General features: G+C 57.9%; 18 protein-coding genes and 3 pseudogenes. 13 read left to right on the top strand and 8 right to left on the bottom strand.

Annotated features, from left to right (window positions below):
- Positions 1-35 precede the first annotated feature (35 nt).
- The 4 genes from CXK94_RS17745 to CXK94_RS17730 are packed head-to-tail and all read left to right on the top strand — an operon-like array spanning position 36 to position 4,112.
- Positions 36-1,817: a copper resistance system multicopper oxidase gene (locus tag CXK94_RS17745; protein ID WP_014597614.1), complete on the top strand. Its 1,782-nt coding sequence runs from the start codon at positions 36-38 to the stop codon at positions 1,815-1,817.
- Positions 1,818-1,829: 12 nt separating this feature from the next.
- Entirely contained in the window at positions 1,830-2,141 is a 312-nt protein-coding gene (locus CXK94_RS17740) for a hypothetical protein (protein ID WP_003298487.1), read from the top strand.
- Positions 2,131-3,291: a copper resistance protein B gene (locus tag CXK94_RS17735; protein ID WP_003292138.1), complete on the top strand. Its 1,161-nt coding sequence runs from the start codon at positions 2,131-2,133 to the stop codon at positions 3,289-3,291. The genes CXK94_RS17740 and CXK94_RS17735 overlap by 11 nt, the downstream gene beginning before the upstream one ends.
- Positions 3,292-3,299: 8 nt before the next feature.
- Positions 3,300-4,112 carry a c-type cytochrome gene (locus CXK94_RS17730; protein ID WP_014597611.1) on the top strand — a complete coding sequence of 271 codons (813 nt, stop codon included), beginning with the start codon at positions 3,300-3,302 and terminating at the stop codon, positions 4,110-4,112.
- A 202-nt stretch (positions 4,113-4,314) separates the two neighbouring features.
- Here CXK94_RS17730 and CXK94_RS17725 read toward each other — a convergent pair whose 3' ends face one another.
- Positions 4,315-4,770 (bottom strand): DUF305 domain-containing protein, encoded by a 456-nt coding sequence (locus CXK94_RS17725; RefSeq protein ID WP_003292136.1) that lies wholly within the window; start codon positions 4,768-4,770, stop codon positions 4,315-4,317.
- 604 nt (positions 4,771-5,374) lie between these two features.
- Here CXK94_RS17725 and CXK94_RS22315 point away from each other — a divergent pair.
- From CXK94_RS22315 to CXK94_RS17720, 3 genes are all read left to right on the top strand, one after another.
- Positions 5,375-5,668, top strand: coding sequence for a hypothetical protein (locus tag CXK94_RS22315; protein WP_011914423.1), 294 nt, complete (start codon positions 5,375-5,377; stop codon positions 5,666-5,668).
- A gap of 195 nt (positions 5,669-5,863) precedes the next feature.
- Complete coding sequence (locus CXK94_RS22310; RefSeq protein WP_011914422.1) at positions 5,864-6,199, top strand: hypothetical protein; 336 nt, start codon at positions 5,864-5,866, stop codon at positions 6,197-6,199.
- Positions 6,200-7,209: 1,010 nt separating this feature from the next.
- Positions 7,210-7,539, top strand: coding sequence for a DUF2790 domain-containing protein (locus tag CXK94_RS17720; RefSeq protein ID WP_003292133.1), 330 nt, complete (start codon positions 7,210-7,212; stop codon positions 7,537-7,539).
- 233 nt (positions 7,540-7,772) lie between these two features.
- Here CXK94_RS17720 and CXK94_RS17715 read toward each other — a convergent pair whose 3' ends face one another.
- From CXK94_RS17715 to CXK94_RS17695, 5 genes are all read right to left on the bottom strand, one after another.
- Positions 7,773-8,108 carry a DUF1622 domain-containing protein gene (locus tag CXK94_RS17715; RefSeq protein ID WP_003298493.1) on the bottom strand — a complete coding sequence of 112 codons (336 nt, stop codon included), beginning with the start codon at positions 8,106-8,108 and terminating at the stop codon, positions 7,773-7,775.
- An 11-nt stretch (positions 8,109-8,119) separates the two neighbouring features.
- Positions 8,120-8,923, bottom strand: coding sequence for a multiheme c-type cytochrome (locus tag CXK94_RS17710; RefSeq protein ID WP_003298494.1), 804 nt, complete (start codon positions 8,921-8,923; stop codon positions 8,120-8,122).
- On the bottom strand, positions 8,920-9,609 hold the full coding sequence (locus CXK94_RS17705) for a hypothetical protein (RefSeq protein WP_014597608.1): 690 nt from the start codon (positions 9,607-9,609) through the stop codon (positions 8,920-8,922). Before CXK94_RS17705 ends, CXK94_RS17710 begins: the two co-directional genes overlap by 4 nt.
- Positions 9,610-11,685, bottom strand: a complete 2,076-nt coding sequence (locus tag CXK94_RS17700) for a 2Fe-2S iron-sulfur cluster-binding protein (protein ID WP_231098873.1) — start codon at positions 11,683-11,685, stop codon at positions 9,610-9,612.
- A gap of 131 nt (positions 11,686-11,816) precedes the next feature.
- Positions 11,817-12,239 (bottom strand): hypothetical protein, encoded by a 423-nt coding sequence (locus tag CXK94_RS17695; protein ID WP_169918116.1) that lies wholly within the window; start codon positions 12,237-12,239, stop codon positions 11,817-11,819.
- Positions 12,240-12,858: 619 nt separating this feature from the next.
- Here CXK94_RS17695 and CXK94_RS17690 point away from each other — a divergent pair.
- The 5 genes from CXK94_RS17690 (at position 12,859) to CXK94_RS22705 (ending at position 20,160) form a co-directional block, all read left to right on the top strand.
- Positions 12,859-14,145 carry a TolC family protein gene (locus CXK94_RS17690; RefSeq protein WP_003296208.1) on the top strand — a complete coding sequence of 429 codons (1,287 nt, stop codon included), beginning with the start codon at positions 12,859-12,861 and terminating at the stop codon, positions 14,143-14,145.
- Complete coding sequence (locus CXK94_RS17685; RefSeq protein WP_011914419.1) at positions 14,142-15,779, top strand: efflux RND transporter periplasmic adaptor subunit; 1,638 nt, start codon at positions 14,142-14,144, stop codon at positions 15,777-15,779. Before CXK94_RS17690 ends, CXK94_RS17685 begins: the two co-directional genes overlap by 4 nt.
- Before the next feature lie 2 nt (positions 15,780-15,781).
- On the top strand, positions 15,782-18,904 hold the full coding sequence (locus CXK94_RS17680; RefSeq protein ID WP_011914418.1) for an efflux RND transporter permease subunit: 3,123 nt from the start codon (positions 15,782-15,784) through the stop codon (positions 18,902-18,904).
- Positions 18,905-18,927: 23 nt separating this feature from the next.
- A complete protein-coding gene (locus tag CXK94_RS22305; RefSeq protein ID WP_020307713.1) occupies positions 18,928-19,245 on the top strand; it encodes a hypothetical protein in 318 nt (105 codons plus the stop codon).
- A 723-nt stretch (positions 19,246-19,968) separates the two neighbouring features.
- Positions 19,969-20,160 (top strand): hypothetical protein, encoded by a 192-nt coding sequence (locus tag CXK94_RS22705; RefSeq protein WP_020307714.1) that lies wholly within the window; start codon positions 19,969-19,971, stop codon positions 20,158-20,160.
- Between the two features lie 14 nt (positions 20,161-20,174).
- Here CXK94_RS22705 and CXK94_RS22700 read toward each other — a convergent pair.
- Positions 20,175-20,357 (bottom strand): annotated as a pseudogene (locus tag CXK94_RS22700) (IS5/IS1182 family transposase); the annotation flags it as partial.
- Between the two features lie 732 nt (positions 20,358-21,089).
- On the opposite strand from CXK94_RS22700, the pseudogene CXK94_RS17655 reads away from it, so the two are divergent.
- A pseudogene (locus tag CXK94_RS17655) lies at positions 21,090-22,036 on the top strand (aldo/keto reductase).
- 10 nt (positions 22,037-22,046) lie between these two features.
- Here CXK94_RS17655 and CXK94_RS17650 read toward each other — a convergent pair.
- Positions 22,047-22,307: pseudogene (locus tag CXK94_RS17650) on the bottom strand (LysR substrate-binding domain-containing protein); the annotation flags it as partial.
- Between the last annotated feature and the right edge of the window lie 113 nt (positions 22,308-22,420).

Genomic DNA, 22,420 nt, shown 5'->3' with positions numbered 1-22,420 from the left:
CACCACCGGCTCATCTGATTAATGGACATAACGGGATGCAAAGCAAAACCACAAGGCGCACTTTCATCAAGGGGCTAGCCGCCACCAGTATTCTCGGCGGCTTAGGCATGTGGCGTATGCCGGTCTGGGCCGTGACCAGTCCCGGTCAGGCCAACGTGCTGGCCGGTACCGATTTTGATCTGTTCATCGGTGAAACCCCGGTAAATATTACTGGCGCGGCTCGTACCGCGATGACCATCAATGGCTCACTTCCGGGGCCGACCCTGCGGTGGCGGGAAGGCGATACCGTGACTCTGCGCGTTCGTAATCGTCTGCAGGAAGATACCTCGATTCACTGGCACGGCATCATCCTGCCGGCGAACATGGATGGCGTACCTGGCCTGAGTTTCCACGGCATCGCCCCCGATGGCATGTATGAGTACAAATTCAAGGTTAACCAGAACGGCACCTATTGGTACCACAGTCACTCGGGACTGCAGGAGCAGGCTGGCGTCTATGGTGCTCTGGTGATCGATGCCAAAGAGCCGGAGCCGTTCAGCTACGACCGTGACTACGTCGTGCTACTAAGTGACTGGACTGACGAAGATCCGGAACGGGTTCTGGCCAAGCTCAAAAAGCAATCGGATTACTACAACTTCCACAAACGTACTGTCGGCGACTTCGTCGATGACGTGAGCGAGATGGGGTGGTCCGCAGCGATCGCTGATCGGAAGATGTGGGCCGAGATGAAAATGAGCCCGACTGATCTTGCCGATGTCAGTGGCTATACCTACACCTACTTGATGAATGGCCAGGCGCCGGATAACAACTGGACTGGTATTTTCAAGCCGGGTGAGAAAATCCGTCTGCGCTTCATCAATGCATCGGCCATGACCTATTTCGATGTCCGCATCCCCGGTCTAAAGATGACGGTGGTGGCGGCCGATGGGCAGTACGTCAAACCTGTTAGCGTCGATGAGTTCCGTATTACTGCGGCCGAAACCTTCGATGTAATAGTCGAGCCCGATAGCGAGCAGGCCTACACCATCTTCGCGCAGTCCATGGACCGCACTGGCTATTCACGCGGCACCCTGGCCGTTCGCGAAGGGCTGAGCGCGCCTGTTCCTGAAGTTGATCCTCGCCCGTTGATCTCCATGAGCGATATGGGAATGGATCACGGCAGCATGGAGGGAATGGATCATGGCTCCATGCAGGGCGGCATGGCAGGCATGGATCATAGCAAGATGGCAGGTATGGACCACGACAGCATGGCTGGCATGGATCATTCAGCGATGGCAGGCATGGGTGGAGCGATGCAGCCCCATCCGGCCTCCGAAACCAATAACCCTCTGGTCGACATGCAGACCATGACGCCAACTCCCAAGCTGAATGACCCGGGAATCGGGCTTCGCAACAACGGTCGCCGTGTGCTGACTTACTCAGATCTGCACAGCACCTTCCTCGATCCGGATGGGCGCGAGCCGAGCCGTACCATCGAGTTGCACCTCACAGGTCACATGGAGAAATTCTCTTGGTCATTCGATGGCATTGAGTTCTCTGATGCGGAACCGTTGCGATTGAAGTATGGCGAGCGTGTTCGTATCACCTTAGTCAACGACACCATGATGACCCACCCCATCCACCTTCATGGCATGTGGAGCGATCTGGAGGATGAGAACGGCAACTTCCTAGTTCGCAAACACACCATTGATGTACCACCAGGCTCGAAGCGCAGCTATCGCGTAACCGCAGATGCGCTAGGGCGCTGGGCCTATCACTGCCACCTGCTGCTCCACATGGAAATGGGCATGTTCCGTGAAGTTCGTGTGGATGAGTAAAGGAGATATCTAATGAGCAATTCCCCGAAACGAAACCACCTGTTCTGCAGTGCCGCAATGTTGAGCCTTTTGGCTGCCCTGTATATCCCAGTGTCGCTGGCCGAAGAAAATCACAGCGATCACGGACGGCACGCCGTTGACTCTTCCAAAGCTGCAAGTGAGAAGCAGCCTCCTCAGGTGCGAGGCCAGGGCCCCGCCAATCAGCAAATGGATCACGGCTCGATGAATCACGGCTCGATGGACCATGACGGCATGGACCACCAAAAAATGACCGGTGAGCATGGCAGCGACCATGCCGAGGCAGATTCGAACCATGACCATTAAGCTTTCACGTCCATCGCTCATTGCGCTGGCGGTGTCAATGAGCGCACTGAGTAGCGGCTTTACCTTTGCCGCAGAAGAGATGGATCACTCGACTATGGACCACGGCTCCATGCCGATGGACCATAGCAAGATGAACCACGGGGCTGCTCAGGTGCAGATGGGGGGCATGGATCATAGCCAGATGCCCGAGGGCCAGAATTCGCAGGATGGGACTCCTGCTATGGACCACAGCAAGATGAATCATGAGGCCATGCAAGGCCAGATGGGCAGTATGGATCACTCCCAGATGAACCATGGCCAAAATCAGAGTAAAGCTGCGGCTATGGACCATAGCAAGATGGGCCACGGCGCCATGCAAGAGCAAATGAAAGGGATGGATCACAGCAACATGGATCACTCCCAAATGAACCATAGCTCCGCTGATACCCCGAGAACCACCAGTCGTACACCGATCCCCGTCCTCACGGATGCTGATCGCCAAGCGGCCTTCGCGCCTCTGCCTGGACACACAGTGCACGATAGCGGCATCAACAGCTTCTTTCTGCTCGATCAGCTTGAATATCAGGACGCTGATGAGGGCAGCACCCTGGCCTGGGATGCCTCAGGCTGGGTGGGAGGCGATATCAATCGGGTCTGGTTTCGTTCCGAGGGAGAGCGTACTAACGGCGTAACCGAGGATGCCGAGCTGCAGCTGTTGTATGGGCGCTCGGTCGGCCCCTGGTGGGACGTCGTTGCTGGCGTTCGCCAAGACTTCAAACCCGAGTCTCCACAGACCTGGGCTGCCTTTGGTGTGCAAGGCATGGCGCTTTACGCTTTTGAAGCCGAGGCCACAGCCTTCGTCGGCGAAAACGGCCAGACTGCGGCGCGTCTTGAGGGCGACTATGACATCTTGCTTACCAATCGGCTGATCCTCCAGCCAACTGCGGAAGCCAATTTCTACGGTAAGAATGATTCTGAAAGAGGAGTGGGCTCGGGCCTGGCGAATACCGAACTGGGTTTGCGCCTGCGCTACGAAATCGTTCGCGAGTTTGCGCCCTACATCGGGATTTCTTGGAGTCGCTCATACGGTAATACCGCAGACATGCTGCGCGACGAAGGAGAAGATGTTGAAGAGGCGCGCTTTGTCGCCGGCATTCGAATGTGGTTTTAGAGCCTGATATGAAAAAAACAATTACAACCCTGGTGGTAGCAGGCGCTGTCGGTAGTGCAGCAATATTAGCCGGAGCCTATTCCGGCTTGATCAACGTTGGTGCTGACGATCCTCATTACCCAGCCGTGCATGCGTTCCTTTCAATGGCGCGTGATCGCTCTATCGAAGCGCGGTCCAAGGACATTGAGATTCCCAATCTAGATGACGAGGCTCTCATTCGTGGCGGGGCCGGGAACTACAACGCCATGTGCGTTGGGTGCCATCTGGCGCCCGGTGTCGAACAAACAGAGCTGAGTCAGGCGCTGTATCCAGCCCCGCCTAACCTGGCCAAGATCGGCATTGACGCAGGCCCTGCATCCGCCTTCTGGGTCATTAAGCATGGAATCAAAGCAACAGGCATGCCGGCCTGGGGTAAGAGTATGGGCGACGAATATATCTGGGGCATGGTTGCCTTCATCAGCCAGTTGCCCAAGATCGACGCTACGCAATACCAAGCGCTCGTCGCTGCGAGTGGCGGTCACCAGCATGGTGGCGGTGAGAGCCAGACGCACAATCATGAAAGCTTGGATGGCAGCAATTCTGACCATCATGGCAATGCTGCCGCTGGAGGAGAGTCTGGACGTCGCGGTATAGCGGCTGCAGACCACCACGGCGGCTCAGCTCCAGAGGCCGATCACCATTCTTCGAGCAGTAACGGCGATGATCACCATGGTGGAAGTAACTCCAGCACGAAAGGCAGTAGCGCCAGCGACCATCATGGCGAGCCGGCGTCCAACGCTCACACTCATGCGGATGGCAAAGAGCACGTACATGACAGCTAAAAGCAACGGGGCACGTTTGGTGGTCAAGCAGTAGTTGAGCTTTTACCGCGACGAGCGTCTTGCTACACCGCCGTCATCGCGGGTTAGTTCGTGTGCTGGCCGCTCAGGTCAGCGAACTCAATAAGCGCAATGACCTCGTCGGGATCGCGTGACGCTTGAAGGAAAAACGGGCCGGGGCGAGAAAGTTGCTCGATACGTTTTTTCAGTTAGCCCTCTCTAGATCATTGATCAGGAACTTCATCTCAGAGATCTCTCGGCGCTGAGCCTCAATGATTTGATCTGCCAGCTTGCGAACGCGCGGGTCTGAAATCTGAGCGCGCTCACTTGTCATGATGGCTATGGAATGGTGAGGAATCATGGCCTTCATATAGTCCGTATCGTCGACAGTTGCCTGGCTACGAACAAGCCACAGGGCAATAGCAAAGGAAGCTGCTCCGCCGGCGAATATCGCTATGTTCATGGGCTTTTTCTTGTACATATTGAGCATGAAGGCGAGCATGACTATCGCCATGACAGCTCCCATTACTAACGCCATCCAAGCACGGGTCTCACTCCATAGAACATGCTCAAAAGCGTAAGTATTCAAATACATAACGCCGTACATGATGACGGTTGATGTGGCCACCATCGCAGCGAAACGCCAATAAGACATTTTCATATCAACTCCTCATGGTGATGTGCTGCCACAGTATTGCATTGACTAAAGTCTGCGTATTTTTCGATCATGCCGGGCAGTTGCGTTACTAATACTGTGAGAGCTCAGATTTGATAATCAGCCCTCGGTGTTACCTAAGAACGGACAAGCCGGGAGGCTGTGAGGTTTCGATTTTTTTAAAAAGCTTACAAAAATGTAATCTGCACCGAGTTTACTCGCTCTCGGGTTTGCGCAGCGCTGCTCCAAGTAGAAGTGACCATGCGCCAGTCTGGCTGCGTGACGCGCTTCCGTGATTTGGTGAGGAACACGGCGCGCCTGGTGACGCTGTACGACCTGTCGAACTGTGGATGTCTCCTCGATATTCGCTGTCGAATGTAGAAGAGGTAAGCCTTTAAGGGGTAAGGAGCGACATCGAGATCCTTGCGGTAACCAGTAATTGCGATTTGTGGAAGATCAGGTCGTTCAGACCTGTTTCCAGTTTCCAAAGCGCAGGAGCTGAACGTTTGTTGGCTGTCACTGAGGTTACGCCAATGTAATTTTAGGGACAGCATCCCGTAAGTATTCACCCGCCACACTCAAATCAGGCCCCAACACTGAGGAAAGCACAATGAAAAGCATGCAAAAGCTCGTTATCGCCCTTGTTCTAACCGCTACATCTCCTTTTCTCATCGCTGCAAATAAAGGCGATCAACCCATGAGACACGACCATACTGTTGGCGATGGTCATGAAGTGATGGTCAATCTGCTAAAAACCGGGCAAGTGCTAAGCGTGACCCCAATGGGTAATTCACCAGTGTCCGGAAGTGATGTAAGAACGTATGAGATTAAAATTAAAACCCCTGACGGAGTCGTCCATTCGGTCGAATTTCTCGGTGCCCCAGTAGGCGTTAAAAACGGCTGATACCACTTTAACGGACACCTCCGCGATATTAATACGATTATGGTTGTTGCAGGTATCAGCACTTACCCTGCAACAATCATCGATGCTTAGGCTTCCCTTTGCTAAGGGAACCCTAGACGTGCAGTTTATACTTGGGATGTTTGAGACAGAAAGCGAGCAATAGTTTTTTAAACGCAAATCGGGGAAGAGGGATAAATGATGAACCAAATTAGTAAAGCACTGGTGACGATTTCGCTAATTTCGGCAGCTTTCGCAGCCGTCGCCGGCACGGAACAAGAAAGTGCTATGCGGCACGATCACACTGTTGGGGATGGTCACCAAGTAATGCTGGATCTGCTGAAGCGCGGCGAGGTGGTGAGTGTGGCCCCTATGAATAAAGAGCGTTCGGATAATAAAGCTATAAATAACACACTTAAGGGAAATGTTAGGCCATATGAAATAAAAATTCGTACTCCAGACGGGCGACTTCACGCGGTAGAGTTCCGCGGAATGCCAGCCAAAATAAACAACCGCTCACATGGTAATAAATGACAAGAAAGTTATTTCTGAGTAGCTGCCACAGGGGTAAGCCGGATCATAACGTCTCCTTACACGGGAGGAGGATCCTGACAGCGTGTCATGCAACAATGGGCTGAGTCGGCCTTCTCGGCTCAGCTCAAAGCAACATGAGCGAGTGATTTAATTTTTCCACAGCACATACAATTTTTACATTCAGTTGGCGTCTACTTCACCAGTTGAGCGAATGTCTGTGGGGGACCCAGTGGTGCTGCTACGAAATCACTACAGTCGCTGTGGAAAACCACCAGTCCGCTCTGATATGCCGCCGATCGCGATCGCGTTCTCTGCCGCGAATATGAGGCCCTGACCAAAAGTGTGACGATACGCAGCGTTTTGAAGCTCCATTGCCATTCTGAATGCCGCCCCTTATGGCCGCGCCGCTATCGCCTCCTACATAGGCTATTACCAAGTTGAGTCTGTCATTGTCGAGCAGTATGTGGTCTTCCTCGTGATGTCTTCCAAAAGGCACCGATAATTGCCGCGGGTAGCTTGCAAACGCGGACGTCACGCAAAGCGATGCATGTGATCGACGAGACCCATCTTTTGGTCTGAGATCGCAGCGGTCAGTATCCCAGCTTTGAGCCGGGAAAGTCTGATGCGGCGCATATCGAGAATACGCCCCTGGTCGATGCCGATGCTGTTCTCTGCTCCGGCAGTGCCAGTTCTATGCCCCTTCATCAAGAGCCGAGGGGCGCCTGTCACCCGTCGGCCCGTCCTAGCCAGAAGCGCTGCGTGGATGGGCCTCTCAAATTTAAAACTTGAGCGCCTGCGACCCCCAGCTCAACGGCTGAATGATTTTCATATGGTGTGGCCGCTAGGTAACTGAGCCAATTAATCGGGATGGCTATGCTTGCTCGAATGCTACCGGCCCCACTTAATCCTTGGGTAATTTGATTCATAACACCAGTGTAATTACCGCGTCATATGAGTAACAGCTTGCCGCTCTTATAATTTCATCACACACGTTAAGTTAGGAGCTGGTTATGAAAGCTTTCAAGATTACGGCAGCAGTGTTTTTTATGAGCGTGAGCTCATTATCCTTGGCAGAGGGTAGCTCAGATCGCGAGTATGGCGAAATGATACGTGCGAACGAAAATACTATGCGGGAGTACGCTACTTCTGTCGGAAAGAAGCCTCCCGAAGTTGTCCATTATCGTTATGGGATGAAGTTGGACATCGCCAAGGTAATTCGTACCACGCGAACCGATATGACCTGCAACGATGTGATGCCGGCCCAAATTACCTATGAGGACTCTAAGGGTGATTTGGCGATTGTTGAGTATCGGGTCGCCGGAACGAACTGTCGGAGATAAGACACCACCTATCGACCCATCGAAGCCTGCATAAACGTAAGAGTCCGAGGCGGTAGTCGCAGCCCGAGACATGCTCCTGGTGCGGCGGTGGTCATAAGCATTTCAGCAATACAATCGTTACTAGCCTTGCCGTTTTTATGGCGAATCGGTGCGGGTACTGGCATGGGGCCGTCTGGGGAAACTGCCCAGCTGAGCGATGTGCTTAGTAGTACATACATAGCCGCGAGGGGTGCCTACGACTCGCGGCTTTTATTTTCCATATGGAGCGTGTAGCTGAGAAATGTTCGGACAAGTACTATCAAACCAAGTACTGCAACGTTTCGTAGCGAGGGCTCAATTACAACCGTTCGTATGACATCGGCAGCAACGAGGAATTCTAGTCCTAGCACAATCGCGCCGCCAATATCTTGCCGTAATGACCGGGAGCGATCCGTCAATGCGGCCCCTTTGTAATTGAAAAAAAAGCGATAGAGCGCTATGAAACTTCCGAAAGTTATAGCGAGCACCCCTGCAATCTCGAACCCGATCACCGCGATCTCAATCGCTGCATGAGGTGCCTCAAGGTTCATAGAAACACCCGTCAATGGTGGTCATAGATGCCTATTCCCCGAATATCGTTCCATGAGGTGGTCTGGTGGCAGAGATAGCACTGCTCAGGTTCCGCATTCCTGACACCCGCTATCGGCTTGGACATCATTCCGAAGTGCTCCTTGTAGTGGCTGAGCGGCGCGAGGTGGCACTGGCCGCACTCGGTGGAACTCGGCGGTGGATGCCGGTACTCGGCAATCGACCATGTGGTCGTGCCGTGGCATGTCGCGCAGTCGTTTCCGAAGACCTGGACGTGCGGGTCGGTGGTCTTGTGGCAGCTCGCACAGTCCAGCAGCGTCTCCTTGTAAGTCATGCCGTTGGCAAGCGAGAGGTTGCCCGGCAGCGCCTCGGGCCGGTGTGCCTTGAGGTGCGCGAGCAGCACCGCCCCCTCATGACCCTCCGGGGCCCGATCGAGCCATCGCACGATGATGTCGGTCAAAGCCGCATGGTCCATACCACGCAGGCTGCGGCCGGCGTCGTGTTCCTTGTGGCAGGCCACGCAGTTGTTCGAGCCGGCGATGTCGGCATGGAATGCCGTCGGTTGTCGCTGGACCAGGACGGTCTCGTTTGCATGGCAGGCCACGCAAGTCGCGTCCTCCACGCCCTTCACCGGCGTGTGGCACGCCGCACAGTCCTCTTTGAGAAACGCATGTGCGCTGGACAGGGGGCCCGGAGAGGCCATGTTCTGCCACGTCGCGGCGCGCTGCATTTGCGGAAGGTATGTCCACAGTGCGACTGCCGACACCGGCGCCAGGACCGCGAGCAGCGCGGCGAGGATCTTTCCCTTTCGACTCATCTGAACCACCGCAACCCGAAGTAGATGCCAGCCCAGATATGCAACGCCAGCAGAAGATAGAAGATGATCGAGAACGCGATGTGTGCCGACAGCCAGGCGTTGAACAGCCTGCGCACCCGCTCCTGGAACTGGATCGAGTACTGCAGATCGGCGGCGGCGGATGCCAGTGGCAGCAGTTCGGCGCTGGCCTTGGGCGTACCGGCAACGCCCGCTGTTGGTCCTTGCGCGTAGGCCCAGTACTGCCCATCCAGAAGGCGCCACAGCCCGTCGATCTGCGCCTTCTTCTCGCGGATGTTCTCCGCGACGTAGCGCAGGTAATGCTGGCCGATGAACCCAGTGAGCACGCTCAGCAGCATCGATGCCGTCAGCGCGACGCCGAGCGCACTCTGGAACTTGTGCCCGCTATGGAGGATGGCCAACAGCGCGCCTACCAAGCCGAAATAGACGTGCGCCTGCAGCAATGCGCCGAAGCCATGCTTCCTGGTGAATGCGCGGCGCAGCGTAGCGCTGCGCTTGATTACGGTGTAGGTGAGCGGGACGAGCATGAACGCCGCGCCTACGACGCCGAACACGCCACCCAGGAGGCTTCCGGCGAAGAAGGAAGAGCGGTGCACCAGGAAACCCAGCCACAGGACCACCAGCATCAAGAAGATGATCGTCGCGATGATGCGATCCTGGTTGCGCATCTACGCATCCACCGAGATATCGGCCGACGCTTTCGCCTGGCAGGCCAGGATCACGCCCGAGGAACGATCGAGTGGCGTCAGACCGTCGTCCACGTCCATGGTGACCTCGCCCGACAGCAGCTTGATCTTGCAGAGGCCGCAGTAACCCTGCCGGCAGGCATATTCGATCGGAACGCCGACCTCTTCGGCGGCCTCGAGAACGGTCTGGCCGGCCGCCAGCGGCGCCTTTTTTCCGGACCGCTCGAAGCTGCAGGTGACGGCCGTCGCCGTGTCGCCCGCCGACACCTCCAGGCCGGGAGGCACTGTCCTGGAGGGGCTCAGGAACAGCTCGGAATGAACCGACGCCAGGTCGATGCCCAGCTTGCCTAGTTCGTTGCGGACCGCGTCCATCATCACCGACGGACCGCACAAGTGGATGCGGCGCGAACGGATCTGCGGAATCTGCCCCAGCAGTTCGGCGGTGATGAACCCACGCGGGCCGGTCCATGCCGCCGATGACTCGTCGCTCAGCACGATGGACACATGCAGGTTCGGATGCCGGCGGGCGAGTTGGTTCAGCTCGTCGCGGAAGATCACGCTTTCCAGGTCCTTGCAGGCGTAGACCAGGTCGATCCGGCCGTTCCAGCTCTGGTCGGTCAGGTAGCGGATGGAACTCATCAGCGGCGTGATGCCGACGCCGCCGCCCAGGAACACGACACTGTCGGACTCGACGCCGCGGAAGGTGAAGCGGCCGTAGGGGCCGGACGCATCGAGGAGATCGCCTTCCTTCACCTGCTCGTGCAGGTAACCCGAGACGATGCCGCCGCTTTCGTGCTTGACCGTCAGGTCGCACCAGCCGTGGCAGCATGGCGATGAAGCGATCGAATACGAGCGCTTGACCTGGTTCCCGCCTGAATGCACCGAAAGCGTGAGGAACTGGCCGGGCTCGAACTCGAACGGCAGCGCACCCACGCCCTCCACTGGCGCCAGCCGAAACGTCTTGACCTTGGGCGTCTCCTGGAAGACGCGTGCGACCCGCAACTTGCCCACCCAGCCGCCCATGGTGGACACGGGTGCGCGTGCCTGCGGCTCGCCCTCGGCCGGCACGCCCGGAGACACGGACGCCGCGGGGACCGGCGCCACACCGGAACGAGGCGCAGCGGCGGGGGCCGGAGGCACCGGTGCCCCGGTGCGCAACGTGGCGAGGACCGCATTCGTGCGTCGGGTTCGCGCCACGTACATCCAGGCGGCCAGCAGCGCAAAGGCCAGCAGCAACGCCATCGTGAAGTAGTGGAAGCCCGACAGGCCGAAGACGCCGTGCGCCGGGGCCGTGGTCAGGGGATCGGTCAGGTTCATCTCGCGCCGGAACCACGCCAGCGCGATCCCCCGCGGCGCCTGTCCTTCGGCCAGTGCGCGGTAGGCCGACAAGCCGCTGTCGAATTCGCCCCAGGCCACGCGCATGCGGTCGGATGCTTCCTGCAGGCCGCCGTAGTCGTTGCGCTGGACCGCGTGCGACGCCTCCGACGACAGGGACGCCAATAGCTGGATCCCTTCGTGCATCCGGTGGTGGGCGAGCTGCTCAACGCTCGCGCGCCGCTCCGGCGGTAGATCCGGTAGCGCCATCAGCTGCGGATACAGCAGCTTGTTGAGGCGCCGATCCCGACCGCACTCGTCTCCGCGGCAGCCGCGCATCATGTCGTCCATCATGCCGCCCATGGAACCGGCCATCATGCCGCCCATGGAACCGGCCATCGATGCACCACTCGAAGCCGGCATGCTGGCAGTCGCGTCCGGGTGATGCGCGGCGTGATCGTCATCGCCCGCCGATGCGTCAGCCGGCGGTGTGGCGCTCATCGGCATGCCGTTCATCGAGCTGCTGCTTTGCGCCGGCATGCCATCGGCTGGCGCCGGCTGCGGTACCGCCATGCTTCCGGCCTTGTCCGGATGATGCGCGGCGTGATCGTCGTCGCCCATCGGCACGCCAGCCGCCGGCGTGGTGCCCATCGGCACACCACCCATCGAGCCGCCGCCCTGGGCAGATGCCGTGCCGGCAGCGACCAGCTGCGCAGCCGTGGTGTAGCCGACCTTGCCTTGCAAATAAGCTGCGTGTAGATCAGCAGCCGACTGAGCGCCAGCAGTTCCGGGAGCTAGCAGCATCGCCAGCGTGGCTGCAGCGGCGACTCGCTTCCACCGTACGAAGTCTTCCGTTAGCACCGCGCCGGCCTCCGCTACATGTGGCCCATCTTCTTCTTAGCCATACCGCCACCCATGCTCGAATCCATCTTCTGCATGGTGGCGTCAACCCTCTGCATCTGCATCTCGCAGTGCTTCATGTCCTCATTCATCTGCTGCATGTGCTGCATCGTGGCAGACATGTCCATGCCCTGATGCGCAGAGGCGTCGCCAGTCTTCATCGCCATGGCCTGTTGATGCATCTGCATGCTGCCTTCCTGCATCTGTCGGCCCATGGCCTCCATGGCTTGCCCCTTTTGGCGCATCATGGCTGCCATCTCCTCCATGTGCGTGGCCATGGCATCGGGCGTTGCAAGCGTATTCTGAGGAGCAGAGGACTTCGGATCGGTAGCGTGCGCCGATGGCGTGCTGGTGGGCTGCTGTCCAATTGGGCTAGGCATGGCGTTCTTGTTGTGCATGTCGTCATCAGCGAGCGTCGTCCCAGCGAGGAGTATTCCCACGAAGCAAATTGGAGCGAGGGGTGTGCGTCGGTGCGGTCTCATGACAACCTCCTAATGGTTGTTTTTCTGACTTTGGCTGTGGGCGTAGGAAAAACTACCTTACAGATCAGGCTATTACTAATAGCCTACAGAGAAGAAGCTGTCGTAAACCTTACTTGTGCATTACATTTTCACGTTTGTTGGTGAAATAGTTGTATTGATTTTGAAGAGGAGGTAGCAGGTTATTTGTGGTTTGCGGCGGCGGAGATAGCAGGTGTTTTGCGAGTAGTACGCTGAAAATATGTTAGTTTAGGTAACTGACATAAATGTAAAGTTTAAGTTATATGAACGACAGGTCTGATCTGCAATAAAGCCAAACAATAGCTCGCTCATAAACGGGTCCAAGCTTTCCCTTGTGCCGAAATTTGCGTGCTTCGGAGTTAAACATGATGAATGACTTGATCAAGTATCGCGCCTGGTCGGCACACCCGTTTCCGCTCTCCGCTCATGACTGGCGTGGTGCGCAAGCCGAAGTCCTCGAATATTCTAGTTGTCGTTGCTGCAATCAACGGGACCGGCACTGCAGTAAGGAGATTCTATGAACTGGATCGTTCAGCCGCTGCCCGTCCGCAGTTGGGGGCTGCTAGCACCCGTCATCCTAGGCCTTGCTCTGAGCAGCGGCGCGCAGGCTTCGCCAGGGTCAGCCGAGCTTGGCGCCACGTTGCCTCCGCTGCTAGACCTGCTTGAACGGCAGAGCCCAGAGCTCCGGGCTGTCGGGCATGAGAGGCAGGCCGCCTGGGAGCGTCCCGATGTAGCCGGTGCGCTCCCGGACCCGATGCTCACTTTTGAGGAAATGGGCATCGCCCGCGACGACCCGAGCCTATCGCCCAGCGGCGTTGGCAGCACACGTTACGCGTTCCGTCAGACTTTTCCTATTGGCGGCAAGCGGGGGCTTGCTCGCGAGATCGCAGAGGCGGGCGCCGAGCAGGCAGCGGCCCGCGAGCGCCTGAGCCGAGTCGAGCTCAGGAGTCTCGTCAAGCTTGCCTTCAACGAATACCAGTATGCCCACGCAGCCATCCAGGTCACCGAGGAGCTGCGGGCGCTGGTGGATGAGCTTGAGAGTATTGCCCAAGCTCGCTACAGAGTGGGGCTTGCGCCGCAACAGGACGTGATCAAGGCTCAGACCGAGCACACCAGTCTGCAGAGCGAGCTGCTGACGCTGGAACGCGACCGACGCGGCACGGCGGCGCGGTTGAACGGCATCTTGGCGCGCCCTGCGAACTCGCCGCTGGCGGAGCCCGCCGGTTGGCCTGCTCTGCCTGCATCAGTGCCGACCTTGGCTGAGCTGCAGGCTCGTATCTTCGGTGGCAATCCTCAACTGGCTGAGCTCAATGCACGAATTCAAGAGGCCCAGCGTGCTGAGGCGCTTGCCAGCCGAAACTGGATTCCGGATATCACCGTCGGCACTGCCGTCGTCCAGATGGGTAACCGGGCCGAAGAGTTCGAGTTGATGCTGGAGATGAATATCCCGCTGTGGGGCAAACGCCGCAGCGCAGAGCAGCGCGAGGCCGTTTCCTTGCGCTACGCCGCCGAGGCTCGTCGCGAGGCGGTCAACAGCCGTCTCGCGGGCAGCGTAGGTGAAGCGTGGTCGGCGTTGGAGACAGCCTTTCGACAGCACGAACTGATTGACAGAACGCTCCTGCCGCAGGCGGAGCTCACCTATCAATCGGCGCTCGCCAGCTATCAGACCGGCAACGTCGATTTCGCGACCTTGCTTGATGCCCAGCGACAGATTCGCCAGCTGAGGCTGTCGCTGCTCTCGCTGGCGCTGGAGCAACGAGTCCAAGTGGTGGAATTGGAACGTCTTGTCGGAGCAGAACTATGAATCGCAGCATGATTTTCGGCGCAGGTGCGCTCGCCCTTGCGACGGCAATCGCCGGCTTCGGTGGTGGCTACATGGTGGCGCAAAGGACAGGCTCCTCGGAGGTAGCTGGAAGCACCGCCCCACAAGAGCGCAAGGTTCTGTACTACCGCAACCCCATGGGGCTGCCCGACACGTCGCCAGTGCCCAAGAAGGATCCGATGGGGATGGACTACATCCCGGTCTACGCCGACAAGGGGCCTGCTGCCGCGCAGGGCGAGCGCAAGATCCTGTACTACCGCAATCCCATGGGACTGCCGGACACCTCCCCGGTGCCGAAGAAGGACTCCATGGGTATGGAGTACATCCCCGTTTATGAGGGTGATGAATCGGGAAACACCGTTGTAATCAGCCCTGAGAAGGTGCAGTTGCTGGGTGTACTGTCTTCGCCAGTTGAGCGCCGCGTGCTCACCCGTACAGTGCGTGCAGTCGGTACGGTGCAGGTCGACGAGCGCGGCCAATACACCTTGGCGCCCAAGTTTGAGGGTTGGATCGAAAAGCTCTACGTCAACACGACCGGTGAGCCGGTTCGCAAAGGCCAGCCACTTATGGAGGTCTACAGCCCCGAGCTGGTGTCGGCGCAGCAGGAGTTCCTGATCGCCAATGCCGGGCAGCAAAGTCTTGCCGGCGGCAGCGCGGCCGCGCAAAAGGGGCTCGCCTCCCTCTCCTATTCTGCCCTTGAGCGGCTACGCAATTGGGATATCGGGGAAGCACAGCTTGAACGGTTGCGTCGTACTGGCAAGGTAACTCGCACTTTGACGATCGCCGCGCCCGTGGATGGCGTGGTATTGGATAAGCCATCGGTTGAAGGTATGCGCTTTCAGCCAGGGGATGCCCTCTACCGAATCGCGGATCTCGATACCGTCTGGCTTATCGCTGAGGTTTTCGAGCAGGATCTGGCGTTAGTTCAGCTTGGGCAGAAGGCGCAGCTTACGGTAAGCGCCTATCCCGACCGGCGCTTTAGGGGCGAGGTAACCTTCGTTTATCCCGATCTGTCGCCGGAGACTCGCACCGCCAGGGTTCGCATCGAGCTAACCAATCCCGACGGCCTGCTTAAGCCGGCTATGTTCGGCACCGCTCAGCTCGCAGCAGGTGAGCAGGCGCCGGTGCTCGCAGTGCCTGACTCGGCGGTAATCGACAGCGGTACTCGCCGGATTGCGCTGGTTGCCCTGGGCGAAGGTCGCTTTGAGCCGCGCGAACTGCGCACAGGCAGGCGTGCCGACGGCTACATTGAGGTGTTGGAAGGGCTGGGGGAGGGCGAGTCAGTAGTCACGCGCGCCAACTTCCTGATAGACGCCGAGAGCAACCTAAAGGCAGCGCTAAGCGGCATGAGTGGGAAGTCGGCTTCGACTGCAGAAGCGGATCCCCATGCCCATGGAGCCGCCGTCGGGCCTGACGGTCCCGCCGCGCCAGGCAATGCCGATGCACTTCATCGTCATGCTGGACACGACGATCACAGTGATAGCGGCAGTTACGAGAGCAACGAGCTTCATAAGCCGGCGGGTGAGGTGGATGCGGGCCACGGTAGCGACGCTGAGTCTGGGAGTCACCCAGATCATGTGATGCCGGACGGCGGCCATTCCCATGGAGGGCATTAAGCATGCTTGCCAAAATCATTGAATGGTCGGTGCGCAACGTCTTCCTTGTGTTGCTCGCCACGCTGATTATCATCGGCGCCGGCATCTACGCGGTAATGAAAACCCCACTGGACGCACTGCCGGACCTATCCGACGTGCAGGTGATTGTGTACACCGAATATCCTGGGCAGGCCCCGCAGGTGGTAGAGGATCAGGTCACCTATCCGCTTACCACGGCGCTGCTATCGGTGCCCAACTCCAAGGTGGTGCGAGGCTTCTCGTTTTTCGGTGCCTCCTTCGTCTATGTCATCTTCGAGGACGGTACCGACATCTATTGGGCCCGCTCGCGGGTGCTGGAGTACCTCAACTTCGCTTCGAAGAACCTGCCAGCGGGGGTGACACCCGCGTTAGGGCCAGATGCCACAGGTGTGGGCTGGGTCTACCAATACGCCTTGACCAGCACACGTCATACCCTTGCTGAGCTACGCACCCTGCAAGACTGGTTCGTGCGCTATCAGCTCACCAAGGCCGAAGGCATATCCGAGATTGCGAGCATCGGAGGCTTTGTCCAGCAGTACCAGGTCACCGTTGACCCGCAGAAGCTTCAGGCCTATGACATCCCGTTGAGCCGGATATCTGAAGTCATCCGTACCAGCAATGCCGACGTCGGTGGCCGCATCGTAGAGATGAGCGAGACCGAGTACATGGTGCGCGGTCGTGGCTACCTGCGCGGTGCAGAGGACATCGAGAAACTGGTGCTGAAAGCTTCACGCGGAATTCCGGTTCTGCTGCGTGATGTAGCTCGCGTCGAACTCGGCCCGGACGAGCGTCGCGGCGTCGTTGAGCTCGATGGAGAGGGTGAGGTGGTCGGCGGCATCGCCGTTGCCCGCTACGGCGAGAATGCTATGTCCGTGATCGACAATCTTGAGGCCAAAATAGAGGAGATCCGTCCCGGCCTGCCGGAAGGAGTGAATATCGAGACGGTGTACGACCGCTCGGATCTTATCCAGCGCGCTGTCGACAATCTCAAGTTCACGCTTCTTGAAGAGTCGATCATCGTTGCGCTGGTGTGCGTTGTGTTTCTTCTGCACGTGCGCAGTGCGCTGGTGGCCATCCTCATGCTGCCGATTGGCATCCTAATGTCCTTCATCGCCATGCGCTGGCTAGGGCTCAACTCCAACATCATGAGTTTGGGCGGCATCGCGATCGCCATCGGTGCGATGGTGGACGCAGCTATTGTGATGATCGAGAACGCCCACAAGCACCTGGAGCGAGCGCCGCCGGAGAAGCCGCGTGTACATATTATAATCGAGGCCTGTCGGGAGGTAGGCCCTGCGCTGTTCTTCTCGCTGCTGATCATCACAGTCTCCTTCCTACCGGTGTTCACGCTGGAGTCGCAGGAGGGGAGGATGTTCTCGCCGCTGGCGCTCACCAAGACCTTCGCTATGGGCGCTGCGGCGCTGCTATCAGTGACCCTGGTGCCGGTGCTGATGCTGCTGTTCGTGCGAGGGCGGATAATCCCCGAGCACAAGAACCCGGTGAACCGCTTTCTGATATGGGTCTACCGCCCGATCATCCAAGGTGTGCTGCGTTGGAAGGTGATGACAATCGTTGTAGCGCTGGTGGTTTTGGTCGTTAGCATTTTGCCGGCGCGGCAGCTCGGTAGCGAGTTCATGCCGCGACTCAACGAGGGCACGCTGCTGTATATGCCAGCCTCGCTTCCTGGTATGTCTATTACCAAGGCCGCTGAGCTCATGCAAACGCAGGACCGGATCATCAAGAGCTTCCCAGAGGTGGCCTCGGTGTTTGGCAAGGCGGGCCGCGCGGCCACGGCCACCGACCCGGCGCCGGTGGAAATGTTCGAGACGGTGGTTAACCTCAAACCGGAGAAAGAGTGGCGGCCAGGAATGACGGTGGACAAGCTCATCGCCGAGATGAACGACGCGCTGAAATTTCCGGGCGTGGCAAATAGCTGGACTATGCCCATCCAAGGGCGCTTGGACATGCTCTCCACCGGCATTCGAACGCCCATTGGCATCAAGGTATTTGGCATGGACCTCGCCGGGATCGAGCGGCTAGCAACTCAGATTGAAGCGGTTGTGCAGGCAGTGCCCGGCACCACCAGCGCGTTTGCCGAACGTATTACAGGCGGCTTCTACCTCGACATTTCGCCCGACTATGACGCCTTGGCCCGCTACGGCTTGACGGTAGGGGAAGTGCAAACGGTGATTAGCACCGCCCTTGGCGGCGAGCTTGTGACCACCACTGTCGAAGGGCGGGAGCGATTCGGCGTCAATGTGCGCTATCCGCGAGAGCTGCGTTCCGATCCCCAACGGATCGGCACTGAAGTGCTAGTGCCGACGCCGAGCGGTGCACAGATACCACTCGGCCAGCTTACGGACATCAGCATCACTAAGGGCGCGCCGAGCATCCGCACTGAGAACGCATTGCTATCGGCCTATATCTACGTGGATATTCGTGATAGGGATATCGGTAGCTACGTGCGCGAGGCGCAGCAAGCTGTACAGGAGCAAGTGAGTTTCCCGCCTGGGTATTATGTCACCTGGAGCGGCCAGTTTGAGTACATGGAGAGAGCGGCCGAGCGGCTGAAAATCGTAGTGCCGTTGACGCTGGTGGTGATCTTCCTCCTGCTGTATCTGAACTTCCGGCGGCTTACCGAGACGCTGATCGTCATGCTCTCAGTGCCATTCTCGCTGGTAGGTGGCGTTTGGCTGATGTGGGCGTTGGGCTACAACTTCTCCGTTGCAGTAGCGGTGGGTTTCATTGCTCTGGCTGGCGTTGCCGCGGAGACAGGCGTGATCATGCTGATCTACCTTGACCACGCGCTCGATGAGCGTCGAGCAGAGCGGGAGGCTGCCGGTGAAAAGCTGACGGTGGATGACCTTTACCAGGCAGTGATAATTGGCGCGGTGGATCGAGTGCGGCCGAAGATAATGACTGTGGTTGCCATCATGGCCGGTCTGTTGCCAATCATGTGGGGCACCGGTACCGGATCGGAGGTGATGAGGCGCATCGCCGCGCCGATGGTGGGCGGCATGGTTTCTTCGACGATTCTTACGCTGGTTGTTATTCCGGCGATCTATACGCTCGTGAAACAGCGTGGCCTGGCCCGTTCGGCTTGCTAAATGATGCGGATTCGAGCATCGATTTGTTCGAATCCGCCCTGATCGTCCGGCCGGTGGGTAATCGCATCGACTCCGACACCGATTCGCATCCTCCATCAGTCATTCGCGACGCTAATGGAGCCATAGATCTTGGAGGCGAAACGGTGTCGCTGCTGACTGTGCAGGCGCGATTCCCATCGACGGTATCGTCAACAACCAAAAGGCCCCAGGCTAAAATAGAGAAGACGTTGCATCGCCTGATAGATGTGCCGTGCAGCATGGCGCACGTGAAGTACGTTGCCGAAATCGATCTGGCGCTTAACCAGAAGTACTCGGCGTGCGGCATTCGCATCGCCTCCTAATTCCACCGGTCTTCATCTGGTCGCCGTGATGGATCTTGGTTTACGCCAGCTAACAAGCCAGGTCGAGCAGCACCGCAGATTCCAAATAACTGCCGCGGGAATCCATTCTCGGACGGCAGGCCAAGCGATGCGAATGGACAGCCACGCAAATCAGGCTTCGTGTCGATCACGTCTGCTACCTGTAGCAGCTACTTCGATCCAGGCGACCTGGCGTGGCCTCGGTGATTGCCACCATCGGGTGCTTCATCGGGCTACACAGAGCAAACGAAGCGGCATTGTACGGATTAAGCTTGCCGCACTCACCGCCTCAAGATCTTGGCGGTACTGCCTGCGCCCGCCACTTTCGTGAGGCAGTCGTATCCGCGTTGGGCAGCCCTAGCTCCGCAATTGCGCGCTAAAATGAAAGACGCTCCCCGCCGTTACCTTATGCTTCATGGGTAAGGCGCGAAGCCGCGTCTCTGAGCCGTCCGGATCAATTCGAACGAGCCATCCATCCCTCGCCATTATCAGCGTACGGCCTGCCTGAACTGCACGCAGGTAAGCAGCATGCGTGGCGCTGGCTGCGAGCGCAGGAATCAATCCCTCGGGATGGCCAATTTCGTGGTCGCTGGGCTCTGTCATGGTTTAGCCTCCAAATAGGGGGAATCTACGACATGGGTGTGCGCTATGGTAAGGCGTCTCCGCCATGCTTCTGACTTTAGCTTCTGTAAGGAGGGTGGCGTCATGGACACACCTAACAGCTGGCGAGTTGTCTGCCAAGATCCGGGAGACGGCAGCGGAGACGTAATCGTTGAGCTTCCATCTGAGTTACTTGCGAAACTCGGTTGGACGCTGGGAGATGAGCTGATAGTGGAGAAAAGCGAGGAGGGATTTTCCCTAAAGCTCAAACCGCGGCCCGTGAACGCACCTCTTTAGGCGGATTGCACCGCATAGGCGGCATAGCCAATGAGGCGTTCCGGCGTTAGATCGAACTGCGCTTCGAAACACTCGACCATCGTTCTGGTCGAGTCGACTGCGGCAGTACGATGCACCGGAGTCGTTTCCACTTACATGATCACGCCATGCTCGGTGTCGCTCAGGAAGTTGGCGGAGTAGGCAAAATAAGCCGAGCCAGGGCGGCGGTGTCAGACTTTATTCCTGGCTGCGGTGGGGCTTTTCCGGCGGACGCGTTAGGCTGTGTCGAACTATATTTCCGTTGTTGCGGCATGCCATAGCGCTGAAGCTTGCGGATTTTGCGGCCCTCTATGTCAAACTATATTCTGGGCATCCAATCATGGATTTACCTCGGGGTTAGTGTGGGTTGTTGTTGCCCTCAGAGTGTCCATCGATCCAGCAACGACCTTCGAGCAAGGAATCCGATTTAATTTTCAGGCACCTTTCACATGCCAAGATCTAAGCTCTGACCGGTCCAAGGTGAGCCCGATGTCGAGAGGATTTCTGCTTTGGTACGCCTGCGTAATGATTCACAAACCGCACGTTAACGCTGCTTCCGGGCTTAATGCGTCGAATGTGGGTGTCAAACATTGGCGTTGTTAGAGCTGGCTTGCTCTGATACCCCCGTCAAACCTGCTCTTGATTGGCGCGAGTTTGTGTCAATCAATGGACTTGAGTTTGACGGTCAATTGCCAATTACCGAAATAGCCGCAAGAGGTAGGGGTGACGGGCGATTTGGCAGTGTCAATGTAGGGAACGTAAGGTGATACCAAGCCCCTCTGATCCCGGGAATGACGGCGAACGCCAGTGACTCAGTAGTCTCTGCAAAGCCAACGAAAACCACTACCCTGGTCGGCCGGCGCAAACTCGGCGCTCTGGAAGTATCGAGTGTAGGCCTGGGCGTGCAGATCATGAGTCGCACCTACCAGACGACAATCCCTAATCGGGTGGAGATGCACAACATCATTCGCACCGCGTTCGAGCACGGCGTCACCTTCTATGATGCGGCCGAGGCGTATGGCCCCCATGAGGTGGAGCGAATTCTCGGTGAAGGCGTGGCCCCGTTCCGCAATGAGGTGGTGATCGCTACCAAGTTCGGCTGGAACATCGATCAGCAAACCGGTGAGCGCCGCCCAGGGCTCAATAGCCGCCCGGAGCACATCAAGTTAGTCGTTGAGGGCATGCTCAAACGCCTGCGTACGGATCGCATCGATCTTCTTTACCAGCACCGCGTCGACCCGCAGATACCAATTGAGGACGTGGCGGGGGCGGTCAAAGACTTGATGGCCGAAGGCAAGGTGCTGCATTGGGGCTTGTCCGAAATGGGGCTGAAGACATTGCGCCGAGCGCATGCCGAGCTGCCCGTTAGCGCGGTGCAGAACGAATATTCGCTGCTATGGCGAGGCCCCGAGCAGGAGCTGATTCCGCTATGTGAGGAACTGGGTATCGGCTTCGTCCCCTGGAGCCCGCTCGGGGTCGGCTTTCTCAGCGGGCAATCGACGAAAAGACGCGCTTTGCCGAGGGTGATATTCGCGGGATCGAAGCCCGATTTGCGCCGGAGAGTCGGACTAATAACCTGAAGCTTGTGCGCCTGGTGAAAGCCTGGGCCGAACGCAAGAGCGTGACACCCTCCCAGCTCGCATTGGCCTGGCTGATGGTGCAAAAGAACTGGATTGTGCCCATTCCAGGTACGACACAGATGGCGCATATGCTCGAAAACAACGCAGCGGCACAAGTGACCTTCAACAATCAGGAGCTTGCGGAACTCAATGCGGCCTTGGCTGAAATCAGCATCCAAGGTGAACGGCTACCACCGGCTGTGCTCGCCTATAGCGGGGTCGAAGCCCCAGCGCAGTGATGTTTTCGGTTTAGCCCGGATAACGCAGGGCATCGCGCAGCAAGGTAAAAGCCGGTGAACTCTGTCGCCGGCTCGGGTAATAGAGGTGGTAGCCCGAGAAGGGCTCGCACCAGTCTTCAAGCACGCGAATCAGCCGGCCTTCAGCTACATGCGCCTGCACTAGGTCTTCGGCCATGTAGGCCAAACCTAACCCCTGGAGGGCTGCCCCCAGGCGCATGGCGATGTTGTTGAACACCAGTTGGCCCTCAACTCGTACCGTAAGCGTCCAGCCAAGTCATCTTCCGAAGCTGTATCACATGGTGCACGGGTAGGCTGTATCACATGCTGCACGCCTACTCTGTATCACACGCTGCACGCATAAAAATCAGTGCGAGACTATTACGG

The organism is Stutzerimonas stutzeri, assembly GCF_002890915.1.
GTDB lineage: Bacteria > Pseudomonadota > Gammaproteobacteria > Pseudomonadales > Pseudomonadaceae > Stutzerimonas > Stutzerimonas stutzeri_AF.
Note: the sequence above shows the minus strand (reverse complement) of the source record. Positions and strands in the feature narration are given on the sequence as shown.